The 25,139-nt window shown below is 62.0% G+C and carries 16 protein-coding genes; 5 read left to right on the top strand and 11 right to left on the bottom strand.

Features of this window, described 5'->3' with window-relative positions; genetic code table 11:
* Positions 1-385 precede the first annotated feature (385 nt).
* From RXV95_RS11410 to RXV95_RS11395, 4 genes are all read left to right on the top strand, one after another.
* Positions 386-2,782, top strand: coding sequence for a TonB-dependent receptor (locus tag RXV95_RS11410; RefSeq protein ID WP_338466175.1), 2,397 nt, complete (start codon positions 386-388; stop codon positions 2,780-2,782).
* A gap of 269 nt (positions 2,783-3,051) precedes the next feature.
* The gene (locus RXV95_RS11405) at positions 3,052-5,793 is read left to right on the top strand and encodes a bifunctional YncE family protein/alkaline phosphatase family protein (protein ID WP_338466174.1); all 2,742 of its coding nucleotides are present in this window, start codon (positions 3,052-3,054) and stop codon (positions 5,791-5,793) included.
* 299 nt (positions 5,794-6,092) lie between these two features.
* Positions 6,093-6,254 (top strand): DDE-type integrase/transposase/recombinase, encoded by a 162-nt coding sequence (locus RXV95_RS11400; protein ID WP_338466173.1) that lies wholly within the window; start codon positions 6,093-6,095, stop codon positions 6,252-6,254.
* Between the two features lie 821 nt (positions 6,255-7,075).
* The gene (locus RXV95_RS11395; protein ID WP_338466172.1) at positions 7,076-8,530 is read left to right on the top strand and encodes a family 43 glycosylhydrolase; all 1,455 of its coding nucleotides are present in this window, start codon (positions 7,076-7,078) and stop codon (positions 8,528-8,530) included.
* 38 nt (positions 8,531-8,568) lie between these two features.
* On the opposite strand, the gene RXV95_RS11390 is transcribed toward RXV95_RS11395, so the two are convergent.
* The 10 genes from RXV95_RS11390 to RXV95_RS11345 form a co-directional block, all read right to left on the bottom strand.
* On the bottom strand, positions 8,569-10,611 hold the full coding sequence (locus RXV95_RS11390) for a discoidin domain-containing protein (RefSeq protein WP_338466171.1): 2,043 nt from the start codon (positions 10,609-10,611) through the stop codon (positions 8,569-8,571).
* 99 nt (positions 10,612-10,710) lie between these two features.
* A complete protein-coding gene (locus RXV95_RS11385; RefSeq protein ID WP_338466170.1) occupies positions 10,711-13,485 on the bottom strand; it encodes a TonB-dependent receptor in 2,775 nt (924 codons plus the stop codon).
* 191 nt (positions 13,486-13,676) lie between these two features.
* The gene (locus RXV95_RS11380) at positions 13,677-15,107 is read right to left on the bottom strand and encodes a glycoside hydrolase family 43 protein (RefSeq protein ID WP_338466169.1); all 1,431 of its coding nucleotides are present in this window, start codon (positions 15,105-15,107) and stop codon (positions 13,677-13,679) included.
* Between the two features lie 64 nt (positions 15,108-15,171).
* Positions 15,172-16,164, bottom strand: coding sequence for an arabinan endo-1,5-alpha-L-arabinosidase (locus tag RXV95_RS11375; protein WP_338468553.1), 993 nt, complete (start codon positions 16,162-16,164; stop codon positions 15,172-15,174).
* A gap of 56 nt (positions 16,165-16,220) precedes the next feature.
* Positions 16,221-16,853: a 2-dehydro-3-deoxy-6-phosphogalactonate aldolase gene (locus RXV95_RS11370; RefSeq protein ID WP_338466168.1), complete on the bottom strand. Its 633-nt coding sequence runs from the start codon at positions 16,851-16,853 to the stop codon at positions 16,221-16,223.
* The gene (locus RXV95_RS11365; RefSeq protein WP_338466167.1) at positions 16,850-17,743 is read right to left on the bottom strand and encodes a 2-dehydro-3-deoxygalactonokinase; all 894 of its coding nucleotides are present in this window, start codon (positions 17,741-17,743) and stop codon (positions 16,850-16,852) included. The genes RXV95_RS11370 and RXV95_RS11365 overlap by 4 nt, the downstream gene beginning before the upstream one ends.
* Positions 17,740-19,305: an alpha-L-arabinofuranosidase C-terminal domain-containing protein gene (locus tag RXV95_RS11360; protein WP_338466166.1), complete on the bottom strand. Its 1,566-nt coding sequence runs from the start codon at positions 19,303-19,305 to the stop codon at positions 17,740-17,742. The genes RXV95_RS11365 and RXV95_RS11360 overlap by 4 nt, the downstream gene beginning before the upstream one ends.
* A gap of 25 nt (positions 19,306-19,330) precedes the next feature.
* A complete protein-coding gene (locus tag RXV95_RS11355; protein WP_338466165.1) occupies positions 19,331-20,257 on the bottom strand; it encodes a Gfo/Idh/MocA family oxidoreductase in 927 nt (308 codons plus the stop codon).
* 3 nt (positions 20,258-20,260) lie between these two features.
* The gene (araD1, locus tag RXV95_RS11350) at positions 20,261-21,256 is read right to left on the bottom strand and encodes an AraD1 family protein (RefSeq protein WP_338466164.1); all 996 of its coding nucleotides are present in this window, start codon (positions 21,254-21,256) and stop codon (positions 20,261-20,263) included.
* 60 nt (positions 21,257-21,316) lie between these two features.
* Complete coding sequence (locus RXV95_RS11345) at positions 21,317-22,843, bottom strand: aldehyde dehydrogenase (NADP(+)) (RefSeq protein WP_338466163.1); 1,527 nt, start codon at positions 22,841-22,843, stop codon at positions 21,317-21,319.
* Positions 22,844-22,955: 112 nt separating this feature from the next.
* Between RXV95_RS11345 and RXV95_RS11340 the strand changes: the two genes are divergently transcribed.
* The gene (locus RXV95_RS11340; protein ID WP_338466162.1) at positions 22,956-23,711 is read left to right on the top strand and encodes a FadR/GntR family transcriptional regulator; all 756 of its coding nucleotides are present in this window, start codon (positions 22,956-22,958) and stop codon (positions 23,709-23,711) included.
* 108 nt (positions 23,712-23,819) lie between these two features.
* Here the strand turns inward: RXV95_RS11340 and RXV95_RS11335 are convergent, their stop codons facing one another.
* Positions 23,820-25,139 (bottom strand): sugar MFS transporter, encoded by a 1,320-nt coding sequence (locus RXV95_RS11335; RefSeq protein WP_338466161.1) that lies wholly within the window; start codon positions 25,137-25,139, stop codon positions 23,820-23,822.

Raw genomic sequence — 25,139 nt, 5'->3', positions numbered from 1 at the left:
ACAACCACTTCAATTCCGAACGCCACCTCGTCGACCGACAGACCTACAAGATCCGCCGCTCGGCCGCCCTGGCAGAGTGGCAGAACCTCATGGGGTAAGGCCTCGCGCGGGCAGGGGGCCGTCTGACCAGCGGAGAGCGGTTTGGGTTAGACTGACAGATCCAACCGGCGCTCACCGAAGCGGAAATCGACGGCATCATCGATATTCCTGGAACGTTCACCGATCGCCAAAGCGCGCAAATACGAGCCGGACAGCAGCGTGATTTCGCCAAGCCGAAATACTGCAACCGGTTTGACCCGAAACCATAATTCTCTTGTCGCAAAGGCGCGCCAATGGGCCCCCGGTGGATGCCCGCAGCGGGCATCCCGACGAGGGGTCATGAAAAATGAAAGCAACCAACTTTCGCATTCGCGTTGGTGCCAGTGTCCTGGCGCTTGCGCTCTCCATTCCGTTCAGCGCTCACGCCGAAGATGCGGCTACGGATTCGATGTCGGCCAACCTCGCCGACAACAGCGGACCGGTCATCATCGTTAGCGGCCGCGCGACGACCTATAACAACTCCGACGTCAGCGAGAACATGTTGGCGCAGCAGGCGCCGCTGACAGGTCCGCTTTCGGCAATCGACAACCTGCCGGGCGTAAGCGTGCAGGAAGGCGATACCTTCGGCTTCGACGACTGGTCTTCCACGGTCGAGATACGCGGTTTCCAGGACAACCTGGACGAACAGCAGATCGGCATGACGATCGACGGAATGCCCAACGGCAACTCGAATTACGGCGGCGGGTCCAAGGCCAACCGCTACATCGATTCGATGAACATCGGCGGCATCTCTGTCGCCCAGGGAACCGGCGATATCGCTTCGCGTTCGACCGAGGCACTTGGCGGCACGATCGACTACCAGACGAGTAACCCGCTTGACGATCGCCGGATGCGTTTTTCAGGCTCCATCGGCGAGTTTCAGGCAAAGCGCGCCTTCGCCAGGTTCGATACGGGCCGCATCCTGAACGAGACGATCAAGGCGTGGATTTCCGCTTCGCACCAGGAAGCGACCGACTGGATCAACGCTTCGGCCAACAACAACCGCGACAACATCGCGGCCAAGGTCCAGGGCGATTTCGGCAAGGTCAAGCTGACCGGCTATTTCTCATACGACAACGCGCATGAGAACAATTACCAGCGATTGTTTTCGCCCGCCGACTATGCCGCCACGCCGCATTGGGACCAGCTTATCGCAGGGTGGACCGGCGTTCCCTATATCGACCAGCTTTATCGTCCGGCGTGGGGTACGCTGCGCACCAACTATTTCGGTTACCTGAAGGTCGATGCCGAACTGGCGCAGGGCCTCAACGTCCACGTTGGCGGATACTACCACAAGAACAAGGGTCGTGGTGACTGGGTGCCGCCCTATCTTGTCAATGTCACCAATGACGGTGTGGGCAACCCCGAAAGCGAATACCTTGACCTTGGCACCGTCAACGGCGGCGCTCCATTGGGGCTGATTACATTCGTCGATCAGAACGGCGTTGCGCTGTCGCCCGCTCCCGGCTGCGTCTCTTCGATCAAGTTCCCCTATGGCGGCGCGGGAGCAACTTACGATCCGGCCTGTTTCCCGGCGGGCGCAATTCCCGTTCAGTCCTACCGCACCACGAACTACAAGAAGCGCCGCATCGGCGCGACCGGCGATTTCGACTGGACGGCGCGGTTCGGCATGGCCGAGAATACGCTGCGTGGCGGCCTGTGGTACGAAGATACCCGCCGCGAGGAATCGCGCAGCTGGCAGAAGGTAATCGATACCCGCGTCGGCGATTACTTCGACGCAAAGCCCTATTGGGTGCAGTACAGCCGCGTCTATCCGCAGACCGTGTTCAAATGGTACCTGGAAGACCAGGTGAAGCTTGGCCCGGTCACGCTAACCGGAGGAATGAAGCAGTTCCGCGACAAGGTCGACCGCGAGGACGTTTTCCGCCAGTCTCCCAGCCTTTCGGTCAAGTCGACCTCGAAGGTGCTGTTCTCGGGCGGCATCCAGTATCGTCCCCCGGTTGACGGTCTGGAACTGTTTGCCGGCTATGCAGAGAACTTCAAGTCGCTTGGCGACAACCTGCTTGAAGTGAACGCGGCGAACATCGGCAGCCTCAAGCCCGAAACCGCGCGCAACATCGATGCCGGCGTTCGTTATAACGCCAATGGCATTTCGGCATCGGCGACGTTCTTCGACATCAGGTTCAAGAACCGGATCATCTACCTTGCACCCGGTGTGAGCGGCGGGCCGGATTACCTGAACGAGACGGACGGCAATTACCTCAATGCCGGCGGCATCAAGAGCCAGGGCGTGGAACTGGGCGCGAGCGTCCATGTGTCGCGGCAGGTGAGCGTCTATGGGTCATACACCTATACGGACTCGACGTATCTGGGCACCGGCTATCCCGATATCGACACGTCCATCGGCATCACGCCCGGCAATCGCGTTACCGGCATCCCGAAGAACATGATCGTCGGCTCTGTCGACTGGCACGACGGCCCGTTCCGGGCCGGCCTTTCGGGCAAGTTCACCGGTACGCGCTATGTCGACCTGGCGAACAGCTGGAAAACCGACAGTTACTTCCTCACCGACTTTTACGTCGGCGTGAAGGGAGAGCGGATTTCGGACGTGCTCAAGGGCGTCGATCTGAGCATGACGATCAACAACCTGTTCAACATCAGCTACCTCGGCGGCATTTCCGGCGGCGGGGCATGGATCGGTGCACCGCGCACCACGGTGTTGACGCTGACGACCGATTTCTGACGATTGTCGGCTGAAGCATGCCGGGCGGGGCAGGTGCCTTTCGCCCGGCATGCCTTATCCTGCGCAAGGCGGTTGAACCGCTCGCTGAATTCCCGAAATTTGTCATCCAAACGCCTCAATTTTGCGGCTATTCAGTTCGTATGACTTTTAGACATCCGGCCGCCATCGCCGTTTTCGCCCCCGTGTTTGCAGCCGTCGCCTTTATGGCGTGCCCGCATCCTGCTGCTGCACGGCAGGGACAGGATGGCACTTCGCTTCCCACAGGGCAGGTGGTTACGCCAACAGCCGCGCCCGGCGCTTCTTTTGAACCGCTTGTCACCCGCATCGGACCTGCCCCGCAAACGGTGGCCGACGGTGCCGCCGCAATCGCGGTAAGCCCCGACAAGCGCCAGATGCTGGTGCTGACGAGCGGGTTCAATCGCTACGTCGGGCCGAACGGCAAGATCATGCCCGAACAGTCGCAGCAGTTCGTGTTCCGTTATGCGATCGGGGCAAAGGGCGCGCGCTGGATAGAAACCGTTGCGGTGCCCAATTCCTATGGCGGCATCGCCTGGCGCGAGGACGGGCGCGGATTCGTGGTCGGCGGCGGGGTGGACGATGCGCTGTACCTGTTCGCGAAAAGAGGCGCGCATTTCGTCGCTGACGGCAAGATAGCGCTGGGGCACGCCGCTGGCCTTGGCGCCGATGTGAAGCCGCAGGCGGCGGGGGTGGCGCTCAGCCCGGATGGCCGCCGCGCGCTGGTCGCCAATTACTATAACGATTCGGTCAGCCTGATTGACCTTGAAGCGCGCAAGGTCATAGCCGAGCAGGACTTGCGCCCCGGCAAGATAGACCCTGCGGCCAGTGGCGTTCCGGGCGGCGAATTTCCTTACGCGGTCGTTTGGACCGCGCCTGGCCGGGCGTTCGTTTCGTCCCCGCGCGACCGCGAGATCGTGGTGCTGGGGATAGAAGGTGACCGCATTTCCGTCACCGGCCGCACAAAGACGATTGGCGAGCCAACCGCGCTGATGACGGGCGCCAGGGGCGAGCGGCTGTTCGCTACCGAAGACAATGCCGACCGACTGGCCGTTCTCGATGCCGAAAGCGGTGCGATGCTCACCGAACCGCGTCTGCATTTGCCGGAAAGCCTTGGCGAAGCGAACGGAGGAGGGGAGAAACTGGCCAAGGGCCTCAACCCCAATTCGCTGTTCCAGTTGCCCGACGGTCGGCTGCTGGTGACGCTGGGGGGGATCAACGCGCTGGCCGTTGTCGCGCCGTCCGCCGAAGGGGCAAGCGTGGAAGGTTTGGTGCCGACCGCGTGGTATCCCTCTGCCGTGGCGACCAGCGCCGACGGGCGCCGCGTGTTCGTTGCCAACCGCAAAAGCCCGCCGGGACCAAACCCGCAGGGCTGCGTGCCGAAACTCGCCATCTATCGTTCCCAGCCCGATGCCTGCGGGCCGGCGAACCAGTATATCTACCAACTGGAAAAGGCGGGTCTTCTGCAATTCCCGCTGCCGGCCGAAACCACGCTGGCGGCCACGTCGCTGCAAGTGGCGAAAAACATCGGCCTTGAGGCGGCCGGCAAGCGCGAGGCTGCCGAAGGCGCGATCGATGTGATCAGGCCGCACATCAAGCACGTTATCTTCATCATCAAGGAAAACCGCACCTACGATCAGGTGCTGGGCGACCTCGACCGTGGAAATGGCGATCCGAAGCTGGCGATCCTGGGCCAAGCTCTTTCGCCTAACCACCACCGGCTTGCCCGCCAGTTCGTTACGCTCGACAACTTCTACGTCAGCGGCGAACAGTCGAGCACCGGCTGGACATGGTCCACCGCCGCGCGCGTACCCGACATGCTGGAAAAGACCGCGCCGGTAAATTACGCGCAGCGCGGCCTGGGTTACGAATCCGAAGAAGCCGACCGCTTCATTTATACGCAGCAGACGATGGACGAGCGACACGCGACCAATCCCGCGCTTTCCAAAGATCCCGACCTTCTTCCCGGACCGCGCCTGCTGACTGCGCCTGACGCTGACGACGATGACCTCGAGAATCAGGGATACCTGTGGGACGCAGCGATCCGCGCCGGGCTTTCGGTGCGAAACTACGGATTCTCCGATGCATCGGTCTACGATACCGGCAAGCCCGGCGATGTCCCGCCGGTGCGCCACCCGTTTGCCGAAAAACGCCGCATCTACACGCCGGGCGACCGCCTGCTGGCGAACCGCAGCGATCCGTACTTCGCCGGCTTCGACCAACGCTTGCCGGACTACTGGCGCGAACTGGAATGGGAGCGCGAATATGCCGACATGGATGCGAAGGGAGACCTTCCCGCGCTGACGCTGCTACGCCTTAGTCACGATCATTTCGGCTCCTTCAACGATGCGATTGACGGGGTGAACACAGTCGAAACGCAGATGGCCGATAACGATTATGCGCTGGGCCGCGTGATCGAACGTGTCGCCCGCGGCAAGGCAGCGGATTCGACGCTGATCTTCATAATAGAGGACGATGCGCAGAACGGCGCGGACCATGTAGACGCGCATCGCAGCCCGGTCTTCGTGGTCGGCCCGTATGTGAAGCACGATACGCTGATCTCCACCCGCTACACCACGGTCAACGTGCTGCGCACGATCGAGGCGTTTCTTGGCCTGAAGCCGCTGGGGCTGAACGACGCGATGGCGGCGCCCATGGCCGACTTGTTCGACCCCGCGCAGAAGGACTGGACCTACACCGCCGTCGCCGCGCCGGTGCTGAAGAGCACGCAGTTGCCGATCCCGCCCGAACGCTATGCCATGGGCGGTGCTCCGGCGTGCAGCAAACGTTCTGCCGCTTGGTGGGCCGATGCGATGCGCGGGCAGGATTTTTCCAGCGAGGACAGGCTCGATACCCGCCGCTTCAACGCCGCCCTGTGGCGCGGGCTGGGCGAGGGGCCCGAGCCGGCCGGGCGTAACGGTGCCGACCTGAGAGGGGCGCGCGCCGAGCTACTGAGCGATGCGGCAGTGGGCTGGACTTGCAAACTGCGAGGGTGATGTCGGACAAAGATGATGTCAGAGCAACTGCACCGGATTGAAGACTGAGGCGGCGAAGGTAGGGCGGGGCGATGCCACGCCCTCGAAAGCCCGCCTCGCCTTTCCGCTATTTTCACTCTTCGCCGGAAGTGATCCGGCTGGTGGTGATGCTCTATGTCCGGTTTCCATTGAGCCTGCGAAATGTCAAAGACCTGCTCTTCGAGCGTGGGATCGACATATGTCATGAAACCCTGCGCCATTGGTGGAACCGGTTTGGCCCATTATTCGCCGCTGACATCAGGCGTTAGCGGATCAGCCGGATGCGGGGTTTCCGGCACTGGAGGTGGCATGTTGACCAGGTGTACGTGAAGATCAACGGCGAGATCCGCTACTTGTTGCGGGCCATCGATCACGAGGGCGAGGTTCTGGAGAGCTACGTTACCAGGAAACAGGATAAATCTGCGGCTTCGCGGCTTCCGTAGAAGGCGCTGAAGCGGCACGGCAAGGCCGAGACCATCGTCACCGATGGGCTGCGCTCGCATCCGGCGGCCATGCATGAGCTGCGAAACGAGGGGCGCCGGGAGGTTGGTCGGCACCTGAACAACCGGGCCGAAAATTCACCCGACGACGAGAGCGGGCGATGCAGCGCTTCCGGCGCATGAAGACGCTACAGAAATTCGCTTCGGTTCACGCCTCGGTCCACAACCATTTTTCCCAGGAACGCCTCCTCGTCAGCAGACAAGTCTACAAGGAACGACGCTCGGCGGCGCTCGCCGAGTGGCCGTCCCTCAAGACCTGAGGCAGGCCGCCTTCCGGAAGCCGTGCATCCAGTGGAGAGCAGTTTGCATCGGACTGACACCTCCCGCCCTCGAGATCGCCGGAGGCCATTGGGTCCCTCATTTCGCGCCTTCCAACCACATGATCAGTTGCCTCCTTGTGTATGAGTAAAATTTACAAAAAATAGCGACGATCCTACATGGATTTTGAGATGGATATTGCGTCAACGTGGCGATGTTACTCCCGAGGTGGGTAGCTGGTAAGGTATTATAAAAAAACAATAAGAAACAAATATCACGTTGCGGAGAGCCTACCTGGATTGAAAAATCTGGCGTGTAGCAGGTTGACATCAAGAGGCGTTCTGAGTGATGTAATTGTCAGACAAATAATCTTATGATGCCTTGGGGGAGTCTCGATGTTCATGTCCGCGAGATCGGCGCGTTTCCGTGCATTTGCCTTGTCGGCGCCGCTGGTTCTCGGCTTGACCGCATGCGGCGGTGGTTCGCAGAGCGCTTCGTCGGGCACGGTGACGCTTCCGACATCGCCCACCCCGACGCCAACTCCAACGCCGAGTGCGACGCCGACCGCAACGCTCGCCACCATCGACACTGCGTCGCAATTGAAGATCGTCAACGTGTCCACGGGCGAAGTTCTTACCGTGGCGGGCGGAAACCAGGCGGCCGGAACGGCCGTCGCCACGGCGGCGGACAATTCATCCGATGTGCAGCGTTGGCACGTCATGCCGATGCGATCGGGCCAATACAACATAGAGAACATGCTGACCCACCAGGTAATTGGCATATCGAATGCGTCGACCGCAGGCGGCGCCGCGGCCGTCCAATGGGCCGATAACGGGACCAACGATCATCTTTGGGCGTTCTACAAGCTGTCGAACGGCAATTATGTCCTGAAGAACGCAAATAGCGGTCTATACCTGCAATCTGACACATCGGGTACGATCACCCAGGGGGCGCGTTCCACGTCATCCGACACACAGGAGTGGACGATCGATGCAACGGGTGCCCCGGCTTACCCCATGCCGATGACGGTCATGGGCACAGGAACGGGCGTTCACGACCCGAACATGATCCGGGACACGTCCGGAACCTACTGGCTTTACGGAACGCACAACACCCTGGCGAAGTCCACGGATCTGGTCACGTTCACGTCTGTCGCAAGTGGCGACATTTCTCCGGACTTCAGCTGGTGGGCAAGCAAAAACACGACCGGAGGCGGCGGCCGGACGGATATCTGGGCGCCAAGCGTGATGTACGCCAACGGCACGTACTACCAATACTATTCGATCCCGATCTACGACACGCCATCCAAGGTCGGCACAAACCAGGGCGCGGAGGCGGTGATCGCCCTTGCGACCAGCAAGAACCCCGACGGCCCCTGGACCGATGCAGGCGAGATCATCTCGTCATGCGGAATCACGGCAGGATGCACGACGGGCTTCAACGCCATTGATCCCGCGCCGTATATCGATTCCGCCGGCAACTGGTGGCTGACGTTTGGATCGTGGGAAGACGGCATCCACATCCTGCAGCTTGACCCGGCGACGGGCCTGCGACTGTCGTCCAACAATACGCTTTATGACATCGCGCGGCGCGGTGCGGGCGAGGAGGGGCCGTTCATCTTCCCGCAAACGGTTGGTGGAACGCACTATTACTATTACTTCGCCCCCATCAACGAATGCTGCCAGGGAACCAACAGCACCTATCGGATCATCGTGGGCCGCTCTACCAGTCCGACGGGGCCGTTCGTCGATCGCGGGGGTATCGATCTGAAAGACGGCGGAGGCACGATTCTTCTCAGCACGCACGGCAACATCTTCGGCCCCGGCGGACAGAGCGTGATGGAAGGGCCAACCGCGCCGCTGCTTGTCTATCATTACTATGACGGGTCGTTGAACGGCGCACCCCGGCTGGGGCTGAACAAGCTTACATTCGATGCTGATGGCTGGCCGCACGTAGAATAGCGCACGGCGGGCAATCGACGTTTGCGCGCCGCCGCCGGTCAATGCGCGGTGGTGCCATCCATGGCCTTGAGTTCGACCAGGCGTATCGCACGGCCCTTTGAGGGGGTCATGCGCGCCCGGATGCGTGATGTCTTCACGTCCGCAAAGTCCAGCCTGGTGACGCCGTTTGCGATTGGCTGGCCCTGCGCAAGACCGGTCCATCGGCCATCGCGCCAATATTCGATAGAGACGGACCGGGGTGCGGAATACCGCGCAGCATCCGCGAAGAATGAGAGTTCGACGCTGCCGAGGCTGACGGTTTTGCCAAAGTTCACCGCGAACCATTGCGGCGCGTTTGATCCATCCGATTCCCAACCGTTCGGCAGTTCGGGATAGAACCAGACGCGGCCGTCTATTGCCCCGTGCAGCTTTTCAGCGTCCTCGCCGCTGGATGCGCTGGGTATTGGGTACTGGCCGCGAACAAGCTGTACCGCACGATCGATTTCGCGATGGATCGGCGGGTTTGCCTTGCGCGAGATCGGCGCCTGCAGTCGGCCGATGGACTTTCGCCGGGCGACCTCGCGACCATCTATCTCGATCGAAAGGCCGGCCCCGCGATGGTAATGCGAACCGTCCGCGTCCCAGGTCACGGCGACGCGGTGCCCGTGGTACGGCACGTCCTGCGCCCTGAACCATGCCAGGGTTTGTGGGTCACCGGCTGGTGGCAAGAGCGGATCGACCTCCAGAACATCGTCCGCACGCGGGCGGATGCCGACCAGTCCGGTCATGATCAGGTCGATATAGCCTGAGTGGAAATAGTGATGGCTGCGCGGCAGTCCGACAATCGGTTTGCCCGTGGCGGGATCGTAATCCTCTTCAAGGTCGAACCGGCCGGCCTGGAAATGCAGTGCGGTGTATTGGCGCAAAAGACGCATCCAGGTGCTGCGCGTGACTGGGCCGGTTTCGTTGTAGTGATCAAGAAGGTTGGCCATGCCGGTCAGCACTTGCGTCGTCTGGTATGGCCAGACAGGGCCGTTCCACTGGCATTCGGGCGCGGTGCCGAGATAGCGGTACTGGCGCATGTAGTATTCGTAGCTCTTCTCCACCGTCCGCATGCCATGCGCCCCTGCCAGCGATGCGGGATCGAGCAGGTGCGACCAGGCCGTTGCATAGCGTGCACTGTCGGGCGCGAGATCGAAGGTCCAGGGAAGGTAGCCCACAAGTTCGCGCGCGCGGACGGGTTGCCAGTAAGCCACGTGCTCGTTCCCGACCTTGTAGCGATCGGTAAAGTGAGTAAGCGGCTGGTTCCACAAGTCGGACACCACGCGCTTGCGCAGATCCTCTGCGCGACCTGCGAATTTTCGGGAGAGCGATCCGTCGCCGGCCAATCGGGCGATGTTCGAAATCGCGCGTGCGTTGGCGAACATGTAACTGTTTATCGAGGGGCGGAAGGAATCGCCTCCGCGAAAGCCGTCCTTGCCGCCCGAAGCGTCGATTGAGGACACGGTGTATTCGGTAGCGTCCAGCAGCGGTTCGATGAAATAGAGCCCCTTGCCGAAATCGTAGTGATCATCCCACAGACCGTAGATGTGGCGCATGACAGGCAAGTGGCGCACAGCCGCAGCACGGTCGCCATCGACCAGGTATCGCCCCCAGACCGATGCCGCCATGTAATCGGTAAAATGCCGGTCGTTTCCGCCGCGATACATGTAATTGATATAGTCGTCGGTAAACCGGCGGTCGTTCAGCCAGCGGCCCTCGGCAATGTGAAAGCCGCTGGCATCGTTAAGGCTCGCATAGGGTTCGCGTTGCCACGAAACGTCGTTGGCGAACTCGGTGGTGATATAGCCCTTGTCGCCCAGGTCGCGCTGGTGCGAACGGAAGATCGACCAGCGGTAATAATAGACCGCATCGATCCTGCTATCCGAAGATTCGAAGAAGGGTATCCGGTGCTCGTACCAGGGCGCATCGTTGCCGAACTGCCGGCGGGCTACCGCGTGTTCGTCGATTGCCGGAGGTGGGGAGGCCGGGCGAGGGAACCCGGCCGCGGAGGTGAATACAAGCGCGGAACCGGTGAGAAGCGTTCTCAGGATACCGCGCACTGTGTCGCCTTTCCGCCAATGCCGCCGATCGGCCGGGGCTAATCACCTGCGTCCCCAATGGCCGGGCAGGAGCCTGTCGTTCCCGCCCGGCGAGGGCCATCAGTCGAAGGTGAAGCGGGCACCCAGCGCGAAAGTGCGCGCCAGTTGCAGGGTGCCGAGGTTGAACTGCTGCGGATTGCCTACATCGGCAAACCTGTAATAGTTCTGCTGCTTCGCGTTGGTCAGGTTGGTGGCGTCGAACGTCAGGCCGATGCGATCGGTTACGTTCCACGTCAGGCCCAGGTCCAGGCTCTTGTCGGGCCGGAACCAGACGCCGATCGGGTTGGCGAACAGGCGTGCTTCGTTGTTGTGCAGGAAGCTCTTGCGCCAGACCCACGATAGGCGGGCGTTGAACGGACCGCGGTCGTAGGCGAGTGTTGCGTTGTACGAGAAGTCCGAAACGGCGAAGAACTTCGAATTCGTCTCGCCCGTGATGTTGCCTGCCGAGTCCGTCTGCGGAATGTTCTGGTTCGAATCCAGGACAGTAACGCTACCCTGGAAACCGAAGCCCTTCAGGATGCCGGGCAGGTAGTTCGGGAAGTATGTCAGCCCCACTTCCACGCCCTTGAGTACACCGTTCGACGCATTGACCGGGCGGGTGATGGCGAAGCGGTCGGTCGCGCCTGCAACGATACCGTTGTTCGGGATGGTTTCCATCACGGTCAACGGCACGACAAGGCCGTCTATCTCGCGGCGGAAGCCGGTAACGTAAATCGCGCTGTTGCGTTCGAAGTACCATTCAAGCGCAAGGTCGTAGTTCTTCGATGTCGTCGCCCGAAGGTTGGCAGTGCCCGCCGTTCCGCTGCCGTACCCGACATTGGTGAGGTCGCCCGTGAGGTTGTAGTTCGGATTGATGTCGCCGAAGTTCGGACGACGCAGCGTTTCGCCGAAGTTGAAGCGCAGATGCAGTTTCGGCGTGATCTCGTATCGGGCAGTGAAGCTGGGCAGGAACTTGTCCGACTGGCTGCCCGAAAGGGTCTGCGCGTTGTTGTTGTAACGGTCGAAGAAGCTCGAATTGGTCGTGACCGAAACATAGCGCACGCCGCCTTCGAGCTTGAGCGGGCGCCCGAAGATCGAAACCTGTCCGTCGGCCATGAGATAGCCCGACATCGTCACTTCGTCGATGTCGAACGTCTTGGCGAGCGAAAGCTGGTCGGACGTGGGCAAGCCATAGAGGCCGCGCACAAGGTCGGCATTGTCGTGGAGCCAGCTACCGTTGGCGAGCACCCAGCTGCGCGGAACATCCGCGATGCCGCTCATGAAGCCGGAGTTGGTGAACGTAGCGCCTTCAGGAAGCGTGGAAAGCGGTACGCACAGGCATCCGGCATCCTGCGCGCGGACAAAGCTCGACGCCTTGCGGTCGTCATAGCGCAGCCCGGCCTTCACGCGGCGGATGAAGCCTTCATTCCAGGTGTAATATCCGTCAAGCGTGACGGTGAAGGCGCTGCCCTTGTTCTTGTTGGCGTTGTCGTAAAGCTGGGCGACATTCCACACATTCGGATCTGTGAGCAGGGAATCGTCGGCGAAGTGATACGAAGGAATGCCGTCGCCGGCGTTGAAATCGGCGGTGATCTGATGCGCTACGCGATCGGTGCGCATGGCGATGAACGAGGTTTTGTTGGTGCTCGTCTGATAGGCGACGTCACCGATGATCTTGCCGCGATCGCCAAGGTCCCACTTGCCGTTCAATGCATAGACATAGCTGTCGGTGCGGTTCGTTGCATAGTCGCCACTGTTGAAGCCATAGACGTCATCGACGGTGCGTGACTTGATGATGTTCGTGCCGTCATAGAGCGTAAACGGTCCGGGGTTACCCCACCAGTCGACGAAGCTGAATTGCAGCGAGTTGAAGGTGTGGCCGCGGAAGCCCGAATAGAACATCTCGGCGGTGTAAAGCGAGCTTGAGTTGGGAGCCCACTGAAGCGATACGTTGACGGAGGGGCGTTCACGCTCGCCGTACAGGTCGGACGAGAACACCGCGTCGCGCGACAGGTAGTAAGGAACGTCCACGCCGTTGTAGTTGATGGTGGACCCTGGCGTGGTCGGCAGGCCGGCATCAAGACCCGGCTGCCAGCCGGAGAACATGCGCTCAAGCGGCACCAGTCCCGATCCGGCCGGAGGGTTTTCCGTCGCGAAAGGCACGAACGCACCAGCCGTGGTCGACATGTTGCGATACTTGGTCTTGCTCCAGCTGGCGTTCACCAGCAGGCCGATGTCGCCGATGCCGGTCTCCCAGCGGTCGCTGACGAGCAGCGCGAGGTTCGGATTATAGCTGTCCGCCTGCTCATTGTAGATGCCGCGCGCAAGGCCCGAAATCGCGAAGCCATCGAAATCGAACGGCTGGCGCGTCTTGACGTCGATCTGGCCGGCAAGCCCGGTTTCGATCTGGTCCGCGGCGCGCGTCTTGTAGACGTCGATCTGTTTGACGAGGTTGGCCGAGATGTCCTGCAACGCGAAGGACTGGCCTGCAGCCGTGAAGATGTTGCGTCCGTTGAGCGTGGTCAGCGGATCGGGAAGCCCGCGAATGGTAACGGTGGCCGCTTCGCCGCCGGCACGGTCCGTAACCTGGATGCCGGTCAGGCGTTGCAGCGCTTCGACCACGTTGTTGTCCGGCAACTTGCCGATGTCTTCGGCAACGACCGAGTCGACGATCTGGATGGAATTCTTGCGGACATTGAGAGCGCCGATGATCGACGCCTTCACGCCGGTAACGACGATCGGCTGGTTGCCGGTATCGTTGTTTTTCTTGGAATCCGCAGTTTGAGCGGTTGCGGCGGTCCCCAGCGTCAGCGCGGCAATGGACGCGGTGCAAAAAACGATCGGCCTTAACTTCATGATCATCCCTCCCAGCCGGGTCTGGTCGGGCGCACCCGGACCAACCCTGTTTGAACTTTGATGCCCTGTTATTTGTCGGAGTTAATTCTTGCAAGGAAAAAGTACGAAGTCTCAGAAAAACCGTTCAGATGTGTTGCAATCATGCCTTGTTCGCCAGGAAACAGTGCGAAATTGTCTGACACAATGCCGCTTCAGCAAGCGATCCAGACCGTTGCGAGGTCGCGCGTTGGCGCAAGCCGCAATCCGTTGTCCGAGCGCGCGATGGCCATGCCGGGGCGGGCAATCGATTCGAATCTTACAGTGTCCTTGCCGGGGCCGGGCAAACGGCGGAACGCGGCGGCCGATCCGGCCTGACTGGCAGAGATGGTTGTAATTGAACCGTCCGGTGCACTGGCCAGGAAACGGCCGCGTTGCAGGATCGGGGAAAGGTTGATCGCCCCTCCTGCCGCATCGAGCGAGCGGATCTGGGTGTTGGGAAGCGGTGCCAGCCCTGAAAATGCGTGCGTGTCGTCATAGGCCAGCCACTGGTCAGGCCGGCTGGCAGAGCGGAAACGATCGGGAAGCGGGCCGTTACCCACGGGTACGCCGAAGTCAGGATTGCCGTCCGCATCGAAATAGAGCCGCTGCACGCGTGTGTGGCGATCGGGATTGAACAAGGGATCGCCGTCGATGTGTTCATAGTCGCGACCATGATAGACCAGCATGTCACGGCCCTGTTCGTCGACCGTAAAGCTGTTGTGCCCGGGACCGTAAATCGACGTTTGCTTGCACGTTGTGAAGACCGGCTCCGGTGATTTGGTCCAGTTGCGCGGGTCCATGATGTCGGCATCTGCTTGGGCGGTCAGCAGGCCCAGGCAATAGCGCGCATCTGTCGCGCTGGCCGAATAGGAGATAAACAGCTTGCCGTTGCGCGCCAGCGCGGCAGGGGCCTCGTTCACCTTGTAGCCGCGGATCTCCCAGTCGAGTGTCGGGACCGAAAGTCTTGCCGGCCTGGCGGACAGGGTCAGCGGCGATGCCATCGGGGCGATGTAGAGGTTGGAGTTTGTGTCGATCCCCGGTTCGCGCTGGGCCCATGCGAAATAGCGCGTGCCGCGATGCTCGAACATCGTGGAATCGAGGTTGAAGCTGTCCCAGGGTGCCTGGAACTGCCCCAGAACCGACCAATTTCCGGTCATAGGATCGTCCCCGTCGCAAACGATCGCGTATGTGCGGATGCGGAACACATCGGCACCACCGCCGCTGGGGCCGGCTGCGAAGTACATGATCCACCGTCCGTCGAACAGGTGCAACTCCGGCGCCCAGATGAAGCCGGACATCGGCCCGGTTGCTTCATGGCGCCAGAGCACGCGCTCTTCCGCATCGGTCAGCCCGGCCAGCGTTCGCGAGCGGCGCAGCACAAGGCGGTCGTATTCCGGTACGGAGCCGGTCATGTAGTACCAGCCGTCGTCGTGCCGGAACACTTGCGCATCGGCGCGGTGCTTGACCAGCGGGTTGATGATGACCGGGCCGGTCGGGGCGGGAGCGGGCGCGCTGGCCAGCGTCATCTTGCCTGCCTGCGAACAGGCCACGGGGAAAAGCGCGGCGCCTGCGGCGAATGTGCGTCGTGACAGCTTGAGTTGCATGATGTCCTCTCCGGGAATGGTTCGTCAGGTCACAGGCATTGGGATCGAAGGTCGAAACGCATCGTCATTGCTGCGCAACGGGCCACCCGTCGGCTCCCCACTTCAACGGTGCGATGCGTAGAGTCGGTGCGCCGTTCGCCTGTTTGTCGTATGCGTGATATGCAACGTACGTCGTGCCGTCGGTGTCGGTGAACACGCCGGCATGGCCCGGTCCGCGAAACCGTCCTTTTTCCTGAAGGTCGGCGCGCAGCAGGATCGTCCCGCCGCCATTCGTCGCCACGCTGCCGTCCTTGCCGCGAAAGGGGCCGGTAATTGATTTCGAACGCGAGATCACCGTGTAATAGGTGCTGTTCACGCCCTTGCAGCAATAGTCGAAGCTGGTCAGCAAATAATACCAGTTGCCGTGGCGGAAGATGAACGGCGCCTCGATGGGATCGGGTGCTCCAGCGGGGACGGGACGACCTGCAATTGCAAGCGGTCTTGCGCCTTGCGCTGGCTTGCCCGTGGCGGGGTCGAGCGGGATGAGCTTTATCCCGCTCCAGAAACTACCGAAAGCAAGCCACTGATGCCCCTGCGCGTCGACGGCCAGGTTGGGATCGATCGCGTTGAAGTTGTCGGCGGGCGTGGATTGCACCACCAGGCCGTGGTCGATCCACCGGTAATCGGGTGAGGCAGGATCGAGTGTCCTGTTGGTCGCAAGGCCGATGGCCGAGCGGTTCGAGCCGAAGGTGGAGACCGAATAATAGAGCCGGTATTGGCCATTCACGAACGAGATGTCGGGTGCCCAGATACCCTTGGTGCCAGGAACAGCCTGCCGCGCCCAGGCGGGGATTTGCGCGAAGACCGCTCCGATATCGGTCCAATGCACCAGATCCTTTGAGCTCTTGATCCCGATATAGTGACCCAACGTATTGAAAATGTAATACGTTTCCCCTTCGCGAATGATCGCAGGATCGTGAACGGCCAGATCGCCGGACAGCTGTGCATTGAGCGTGGGCTGCGACGCGGCGCCTTCACGGTTCTCTCGTCCGGTTTGTGCGAAGGACGAGCCGCTCAGCACTAACGCTGTGGCGGCACAGCCTAAGGCGAAAAGATTGCGAACCCGGCGCACGGTCAGGCTTTCGCCGCTCGCCAGGCGGCGACCAGTTCCGTTGCCTGCGCGCCGACCGTCGCCGCGCTGTCTCCCGGCTTGAACAGGCTGCTCCCTGCTCCGATGCCGAAGATGCCTGCTGACACGTATTCCGCCACATTGGCCGCGCCGACACCGCCCACGGCCCAGACGTGGACTTCCGGCGGGAGAACGTCGCGCAGCGCGCGAGGGTAGCTGCTCCCGAGCACGGAACCGGGAAACAGCTTGATATTGCGCGCACCGGCCGTGATCGCCGAGAAAGCCTCGGTCGGCGTAAGGAAGCCGGGCATCACGTCCAGCCCCAAAGCCAGCGCGCGGGCGATAATCTGCGGATCGACGTTGGGAGAAACCATGAAGGTTCCACCAGCCCCGGCCAATGCCTCAGCCTTCTCCAACGACGTCACGGTCCCGCCCCCGACGGCGGCCCGCGTGCCAACGGCCTGCTCGATGGCGCGGATCGAACCCACCGGATCGGGCGAATTGAACGGCACTTCGATCAGGCGAATGCCCCCGTCGACCAGCGCCTTGGCGATAGCCACACACGCCGCCGTTTCGATCCCGCGCAGGATCGCGACGATCGGCAGCGCGCCGTCCTCGATGGCATCTTCGAACCTCATGCCGGCGTTCCTCCCGCTAGTTTCAGCCCCGCGATAACCGCGGCGGTTCCATCGATCGCAACGGCCATGCAGCCAAGCGCCGACAGGGCACGGCCATACAGGTCCACCAGTGCGGATTCGCCGATCAGCAAACAATTCCGGACACCGGCGAGCATGGTCGATGCTTCGTTGCCGATCAGTAGTCCCGACAGGTAACCCGTCGACCAGTCCCTCGACCGGTCATCGAGCAATCTCGCCGAACGCGCCTCGAATAGACTGGCCGCAAGCGGCTCCTCGCTGCGTTCGAGACCGTGCGCGAAACCCTCGTCAAACGAGCCAGCTCCCGCGCTATCGGCTGCGCCGGGAAGCGTCGATTGCCTCGCCAGCAGAGAATATAGCTCACCGGTCGGACAGGTCCTGAACCGCTCGATCCTGCCATCTGCCAACCATACCCACTTGGCATGCGTCCCCGGCAGGACGATAAGGCGCTCTCCCCTGCCCAATTCGGGATCGAGTGCTACTGCTCCGAAAACCTGCGTCTCCTCGCCGCGCATGACATCGCCGGTGCCCCGCGCGGTGCGGCAGGCGAGCCCGGCCATGACCTTCACGGCCCATCGTCCCACTGCGACCTCGCTTGATGCCCGGCGCCATGTTTCGATATCCGCCGGGCAAGGGCCGTACCCCGCTTCGACGAGCGCCCCGCGCGCGCCGGCCATCCCGCATATCGTCACGTCCTCGATGGGTTCCGCATCGTCCCAGGCCGCGAGCTTTTGCGCCAACACGTCCGCCGCATCGGATTTCAGCGCACCCTCGTCCGGATCGACGAAGGTTTCCACCACTTCGCCTTCCCGGACGCGGTAGAGCCGTAAGCGGCTGGTGCCCCAGTCGCCAAGGACGCTAGTCCCGCTCATTGCAGTTCGAGAACCACCACGGACTTGGCCGGCAGCGTAACGACGAGCGTGCCGTTCTCGACGCGCGCTCCCGTGAACGGGGCCGGTTTCACAGTATTGGGCGCATCGAACGTGTTGTGCGAGTTGATTGCCGGGGCGGTCAGGATCTGTCCGGAGACCTTGCTTTCCGACACACCGTCGAGCTTGATCCGGACGGTGTTGGCAACTTCGGGATCCGCGTTGGACAGGCCCACGTGAACCTTGCCATCCTTGCCTTTCACCGCAGAGCCGCTGACAGCCGGCACGGTGAACTTGCCTTTGGTATATGTCGGTGTGTCGATGTCGATCGGCAGCACCGTCGCGTCCTGCCACGGCTTGTACATGTCGAACACATAGTACGTGGGGGTCCGGATCATCCTTGGGCCGTCTGTCAGGATCATCGCCTGCAGCACGTTCACCATCTGGGCAATCGCGGTCATCCGCACACGGTCGGCATGCTTGGCAAAGATGTCGAGATTGATTGCCGCGATCAGCGCATCGCGCAAGGTGTTCTGTTGGCGCAGGAACCCGGGATGCGTGCCCGGGTCCTGGGCATACCACGCGCCCCATTCGTCGACCGCCAGGAAAACGCGTTTCTCGGGATCGTATTTGTCCATGATGGCCGAGTGTTTGGTGATCAGTTCGTCCATCCGCCATGTTTCATGCAGCGCGTCGGCCCAGCCGGTCTCGTCGAAATTGACCGGGTCCGCCTTGGGCGGCCAGCCCCCGTCGGGCAGCGTGTAGTAGTGGAGCGACAGGCCATCGAGCATGTTGCCCGCGACCTTCATCATCGTTTCGGTCCACTTGTAATCGTCAACGTTGGCGCCGCTGGCGATCTTCATGATCCGGGTTCCGGCCGGTGCCTTTACGAACGTGGCATAGCGGCGGGTAACGTCGGCCGCATATTCGGGCCGCATGTTGCCGCCACATCCCCAAAGTTCGTTGCCGATGCCGAAATAGGGCAGGGCCCAGGGCTTCTTGTGTCCATTGGCCGCGCGCTCGTCGGCAAGGGTGCCGGCGGGCGCGGTGATGTATTCCACCCATTCCGCCATCTCCCGCGGGGTGCCGTCTCCGACATTGCCCGAAATGTAGGCCTGCGCGCCCACCTGCCGAAGCAGCTCGAAATACTCGTTGGTGCCAACGGCATTTGGTTCGGTCACGCCGCCCCAGTGCGTGTTGACCTTGACCGGGCGCTTGGCCGGATCTCCGATGCCTTCACGCCAATGGTACTCGTCGGCAAAACAACCGCCCGGCCAGCGGATTACCGGAACCGAAAGTTCGCGCAATGCCGCGACAACATCGTTGCGGAAGCCGTTGGTGTTGGGAATTTTGCTGTCCTTGCCCACCCAGAGGCCGCCGTAGATGCCGTGGCCAAGGTGTTCAGCAAACTGCGTGAAGATGCGTTTGTCGTATACAGGACCAGGCTGGTCCGCATGGATTTCAGCCGTTGTCGGCTTGCCGTCTGTGTCGGCCTGGACCGGTCCGGCAATGGCCGCACTTCCCAGCAAGAGAGCGTAAGTGGTGAGGCGCAGGGTCTTGTTCATGGTTTGGGTCCGCTTTCCGAGAAGGTCAGTCGTCGAAGGCATCGACGGTTTCGCGACGGCCGCGCAGGAAAGCGTCGGCGACGAGGCGGAACGGGTCGACGTCGACGTCGCTCCGTCCGCTGTGGATGAGGTTGGCGAAGCGCGAATAGAGGCCCGGATATTCCAGATCTTCGTTGTGTTCGGTTCCCGATGGAAGCGACAGCACCGCCCCGCCGCGCGAGAGCTTGAGCGTTCCGGCATCGGTTTCGACCACGATGTCCCAGCTTTGCGGGCCGGTCTGTCGCCAGTCGAGGTCCATGTGGATATGCGCACCCGCGGTGTCGCACATGGCGATATCAGCAGCGATTGGCGCGGCGCGGTTTTCCGGGATGCTGAGCGTCGCGGATTTCAGGAAAACCGGGCGCGGCAGGATGTGGGTGAGGATCGACAAGGCATTGATGCCCGGATCGAACACGCCAAGGCCGCCCGGCTCCCAGATCCATGCCTGCCCCGGATGCCAGACGCGCACGTCTTCCCGCCACACGATGGATACTTTCTCGATTTTGCGCTCGGCAAGCCATGCGCGAGCGGGCGCGACGCCGGCGGCAAAGCGCGAATGCCACGATGCAAACAGCGTTACCCCGACCTTGTCGGCGCGTTCGCGCAGCGCGACGACTTCCGAAAGCGTCGCGCCCGGCGGTTTTTCCAGGAACACGTGCACCCCGCGCTTCAGCGCCTGGACGGCAAGGCCGTAACGAACCTGCGGGGGAGTGCAGAGCGCGACCGCGTCAATCGCGGGACCCTTTTCAAGAAGTTCCTCGATGCTGCCAAGGTGCGGTACACCCTCAGGCGCGGGATCGTGCGGGCTGACGGTAGCGGCCAGACTGAACGCGCGCGAACCGGCGATGGCCGGCAAGTGCTGGTCGCGGGCGATCTTGCCCACGCCGACAACGGCAATGCGTATCGGGTCCATCTTTCAGAGCACCTTCACGGCTGCGTTGCTTGCGGCGGCGCGTGTCAGCTTGTTGCGAACCGGGAGGGAGAATGGCGCGGCCGAAATCTCGAACACGTCGCCTTCTTGCGTCTTCACGCCGTCGGCGAAAGACAATGTCGCCGTGCCGAAGAAATGGACGTGGATGTCTCCCGGCCGGCGGAACAGGTCGTACTTGAAGTGGTGATGCTCAAGGTTGGCGAAACTGTGCGACATGTTCGCTTCGCCCGACAGGAAGGGCTTTTCCCAGACCGCTTTCCCGTCGCGCAGGATGCGGCTGGTTCCTTCTATGCTTTCGGGTGGCGTCCCGATCAGCAGTTCGGGACCGAGCGCGGCCTGGCGCAGCTTGGAATGGGCGAGCCACAGGTAATTGTGCCGCTCCGTCACATGGTCGCTGAATTCGTTGGCGATCGCGAAGCCGAGGCGGAAAGGCGTGCCGTCTTTGCCGATCATGTAGATCCCGGCCAGTTCCGGTTCCTCGCCTCCATCCTGCGCAAAGCCGGGCATTGCAAAGGCGTCGGATGGTCCGACAAGTTGCGAGCCGTCGCCCTTGTAGAACCATTCGGGCTGCTGGCCGACCTCGCCCGGCGCGGGCTTGCCACCTTTCAGCCCTTCCAGGAACATGCGCATCGAATCCGTCTGGCCTTCGGTCGAAGCGGCTTCGCGATGCATCTTGTCGCGCCCTTCTGCCGAACCGAGGTGGGTCAGCCCCGTGCCGGTCATCAGCAGGTGTGCGGAATCGTCATGGTCGATCGGCGACAGCAAGCGGCCTTCGGCAAACTCGGCTGCGATATCCACGGCCGCTCCGGTCGCGCAAGCCTTCGCCTGATCTGCCAGGGACTTCCCGTCCGCGATCGCGCGGCTAGCGATATCTCGCACGGTGGTGACGCCCTCCAGAAACCGGGCGCTATTGCCGTCGGCAAGGATAACCGAACGCGTTCCATCGGACGCTCGGTGCTGCAACAGGCGAAGAAAGGTCATGTAGCTCTCCCTTTCGCGGAGCGCCCGTCTCGCGGGGCGCTCCGCGTAAAAGCGATTGGATCAGTCGAGTGTCAGCTTGCCATCGACGAGGCGCGGCACGCCGTTGCTTGCGGCATCGTCCCGCAGTTCGTCAGGAAGCACCGACTGGGACAGATTCTGGTAACATACCGGGCGCAGGAAACGGTCGATGGCCAGGCTGCCGACCGACGTCGTGCGCGAATCCGAGGTGGCCGGGAACGGTCCGCCATGAACCATCGCGTGACAGACCTCGACCCCTGTAGGCCAGCCGTTGGCAAGGATTCGGCCAACCTTGCGTTCAAGTGCCGGTAGCAGCCTCGAGGCAGCGGCTTCGTCCGCTGCATCCATGTGCAACGTGGCTGTCAACTGGCCTTCAAGCCCGGCAATCACCTTGGCCAGTTCGCCTTCGTTCTTGCAGCGCACAATGATGGATGACGCGCCGAACACTTCATGACCCATGCCTTCGTCGGAAAGGAAGGCGCTGCCGGTCGTCTGGAACAGGTTCGCATCCCCGCGCGTGCGGTCGCCGGTTTCACCCTTGGCAAGCGTTTCAACCCCTGCGCAGCCCGAAAGCGCTTCGACGCCCTTTGCATATGCGTCACGAATGCCGGTGGTGAGCATCGTCTGCGGTCCGGCACCGGCCACCGTCTCGCTTGCCGCCCCGATGAATGCGTCGAGACCTTCGCCTTCGATGGCAAGAACCAGACCGGGATTGGTGCAGAACTGCCCCGCGCCCATCGTCAACGACCCGACGAAGGCCGCGCCCAGTTCCGCGCCTCGCGCCTTGAGTGCTTCGGGTAGAAGGACAACCGGATTGATGCTCGACATTTCGGCATAGACCGGGATCGGAACTTTGCGTGTCTGGGCGATACGGCTGAGGGCGAGGCCGCCCATGCGCGATCCGGTGAAGCCCACAGCTGCGATGCGCGGGTCCTGTACAAGTGTGGCACCCAGTTCGTTTGATGGACCTACAAGGTGACCGAACACGCCTTCGGGAAGTCCGCAAGCGGCAACGGCCCGCGAGATCGCCTGCGCGACGAGATCGCCGGTGATCGGATGCGCGGGGTGCCCTTTCACAACGACCGGGCAACCTGCCGCCAGGGCAGAGGCCGTGTCGCCGCCGGCGGTAGAGAACGCGAGCGGGAAGTTCGAGGCGCCGAACACCGCAACGGGGCCAAGCGGGACCATGCGCATGCGCAGGTCGGGGCGGGGCGGCTGTCGCTCTGGCAAGGCAGGATCAATCCGCACCTGCAGCCATTGGCCCCGGCGGACGACATCGGCGAACATGCGCAACTGGTTCCAGGTGCGTCCGCGTTCTCCGTCAAGGCGCGCGCGCGGCAGGCCGCTTTCGGTCATGGCTGCCTCGATCAGCGGATCGCCGATCGCCATGATCTCCTCAGCGATTCGTTCGAGGAAAGCCGCGCGATCTTCGCGACTGGTGCTGCTGTAGCGGATGAATGCGGCGTCGGCAGAAGCGCAGGCGGCGGCGACATCCGCCGGTCCGTGCACCTTGAAGGGGTCACCGTGCGGTTCGCCTGTTTCTGCTGCCATGGAACGGAATTCGGTCATTTGGGTCTCCCTATTTACTCCGACATATTATGAGAGCTGCTCAAACGCAATGATTGTCGTTCCGTTGGCCCGAATTGGCTGTTAAGGTCGCGCCGCGAGGAGTTGGAACATCGTGACTGAAGCCAGGATCGCCGATGGCGAGAAGAAACCGAAAGCGGCCCGGGCCAAGCGTGGTCCGGGCCGTCGCTTGCATGGGGCTATCGCCCACAAGCTGGGCACCGATATCTTGTCGGGCAAATATGCGCCGGGGGACATTCTTTCCGGCGAAGTGGCTTTCGCCGAAGAGCTCAAGGTGTCGCGGAGCGCTTACCGTGAAGCGATCCAGGTCCTTACCGCAAAGGGGCTTGTTGCCAGCCGTCCCAAGGCCGGGACGCGCGTGTTGCCGCGTGATCGCTGGAACCTTCTCGATCCCGAAGTCCTGGGGTGGGCGTTCACGGGAGAGCCAGATGTCGAATTCGTGCGCAGCCTGTTCGAGCTTCGTGCCATCGTCGAGCCGGCCGCCGCGCGGCTCGCCGCTCAACGCAGGGATAAAGCGGACCTGAAGATCATGAAGGAAGCGTTGGCGGCAATGCGCCAATATTCGCTCGCCTCAGAGGAGGGGCGGGCGGCGGACCGCGACTTCCACAACGCCATCTTGCATGCGACGCGCAACGATGCGTTGATGGTTTTAAGCGCCAGCATAGGCGCTGCGGTGAACTGGACCACCAAGTTCAAGCAGCGCGCCCGCGAATTGCCGCGCAATCCCATTCCCGACCACGTGGCCGTCTATGATGCGATTGCCGCCGGTGATGCGGATGCGGCAGGCGAGGCGATGAATGTACTGGTCGACCTTGCGCTGGAGGATACGCACAGTTCCATGACTGGCTGACGCGCGCGATCCCGGCCCGGCCTTTGGCCTGTCCAGCCATTGGACAGGCACGAAAGAGGGCGGCGCTGCGGGGCGCCGCCCTCTTTGATTTTCGCCTGCCTGTGCCGATCAGGCGGCGTCGGGCATGACTACCGGCTCGGGAAGGGCGTGTGTCGGCTTGCTGCCCCAGAGGGCATAGAACAAGGTGTATAGCTCGCAGGCCGCTGTAAGCAGGAACGAGGTCTGCAGGCCGAACGTATCTGCAAGCCAGCCTTGCACAATCACCAGCGCGCCGCCGGCAATCGCCATGACCAGCAATCCTGACCCTTCCTCGGTCAGCGGGCCCAGGCCCTTGATGCCTAGTGTGAAGATCGTGGGGAACATGATCGAGTGGAACAACCCGACCATGATCAGGGACCACATCGCGACCGGCCCATGCGCGAACGTCGTGACGATCATCACCACGAAGGCGCCGACCGCAGCAACCGCAAGCACCTTGGCGGCATCGAAGCGCTGCATGATTGCGGAACCGGCAAACCGCCCGACCATCATACCGCCCCACAGGAAGGTAAGGTACTGGCCGGCCTGCTCGTGCGTCAGGTTGGCGATGTCGGGCTGGCTCACGAAATTCACAAACAGGTTGGCGACGCCGATTTCGGCGATCAGGTAGATGAAAATTGCCGGGACGCCGAGGACCAGGTTGCGATGGCTCCATAGCGAAAGGTGCTTGCGCTGTTCCTTGGCTACCCTTGAATTTGCGGAATTCATTGCGGGCAGCGGAAACCTGGCGATGACGATGGCAAGGATGACCAGCACGCCGGCCACTAGCGCATACGGCAGGATGACCGAGTGCGCGTCGGCCAGCCGTTCGGCCGGTGTCAGCACCGTGCCCGCCGCCGCCGTGCCGCTTTTTGATCGGCCGAGGATGAGATAGGCACCGAACATCGGCGCAAGCATTGTGCCCATGGAATTCATAGCCTGAACCAGGTTGAGCCGCGACGAGGCGGTTTCCGGTTTACCGACCACCGCAACGTAGGGGTTGGCTGCCACCTGAAGCAAAGTGATGCCGCTGGCGATCACGAACAACATGGCCAGCGTTACGCCGTATGACGGGATGCTGGCAGCCAGCATCATCCCTACCGCTCCGGCCGCCATGATCAGAAGGCCGACCACCAGCGATTTCTGATAGCCGATTCGTTCGATCAACTTGGCCGAGGGAATAGAGGCCACGAAATAGGCAATGAACCAGACCGATTCGATCAGCGTCGTCTGGGTGTAGTTTAGGTCGAACACGCTGCGCAGATGCGGCAGAAGCGTGTTGTTGATGACCGTGATGAACCCCCACATAAAAAACAGGGTGGCGAGCAAGGTCAGTGCGGGCCCGTAGCGGACGCCCGCTTCCTGTTCATGCCCGGCAGGCGAACCGGCGGAAGAGACCATTGGCGGCAT

It is taken from the genome of Novosphingobium sp. ZN18A2, assembly GCF_036784765.1.
Classification (GTDB): domain Bacteria; phylum Pseudomonadota; class Alphaproteobacteria; order Sphingomonadales; family Sphingomonadaceae; genus Novosphingobium.
Note: the sequence above shows the minus strand (reverse complement) of the source record. Positions and strands in the feature narration are given on the sequence as shown.

Excerpts from the sequence above, each read along its gene's own strand:
- RXV95_RS11385 (WP_338466170.1), bottom strand. The coding sequence starts at position 13,485 with ATGAAGTTAAGGCCGATCGTTTTTTGCACCGCGTCCATTGCCGCGCTG.
- RXV95_RS11335 (WP_338466161.1), bottom strand. The coding sequence starts at position 25,139 with ATGCCGCCAATGGTCTCTTCCGCCGGTTCGCCTGCCGGGCATGAACAG.
- RXV95_RS11345 (WP_338466163.1), bottom strand. The coding sequence starts at position 22,843 with ATGACCGAATTCCGTTCCATGGCAGCAGAAACAGGCGAACCGCACGGT.
- RXV95_RS11410 (WP_338466175.1), top strand. The coding sequence starts at position 386 with ATGAAAGCAACCAACTTTCGCATTCGCGTTGGTGCCAGTGTCCTGGCG.
- RXV95_RS11355 (WP_338466165.1), bottom strand. The coding sequence starts at position 20,257 with ATGGACCCGATACGCATTGCCGTTGTCGGCGTGGGCAAGATCGCCCGC.
- araD1 (WP_338466164.1), bottom strand. The coding sequence starts at position 21,256 with ATGACCTTTCTTCGCCTGTTGCAGCACCGAGCGTCCGATGGAACGCGT.
- RXV95_RS11400 (WP_338466173.1), top strand. The coding sequence starts at position 6,093 with ATGCGGGGTTTCCGGCACTGGAGGTGGCATGTTGACCAGGTGTACGTG.
- RXV95_RS11365 (WP_338466167.1), bottom strand. The coding sequence starts at position 17,743 with ATGAGCGGGACTAGCGTCCTTGGCGACTGGGGCACCAGCCGCTTACGG.
- RXV95_RS11380 (WP_338466169.1), bottom strand. The coding sequence starts at position 15,107 with ATGCAACTCAAGCTGTCACGACGCACATTCGCCGCAGGCGCCGCGCTT.
- RXV95_RS11360 (WP_338466166.1), bottom strand. The coding sequence starts at position 19,305 with ATGAACAAGACCCTGCGCCTCACCACTTACGCTCTCTTGCTGGGAAGT.
- RXV95_RS11370 (WP_338466168.1), bottom strand. The coding sequence starts at position 16,853 with ATGAGGTTCGAAGATGCCATCGAGGACGGCGCGCTGCCGATCGTCGCG.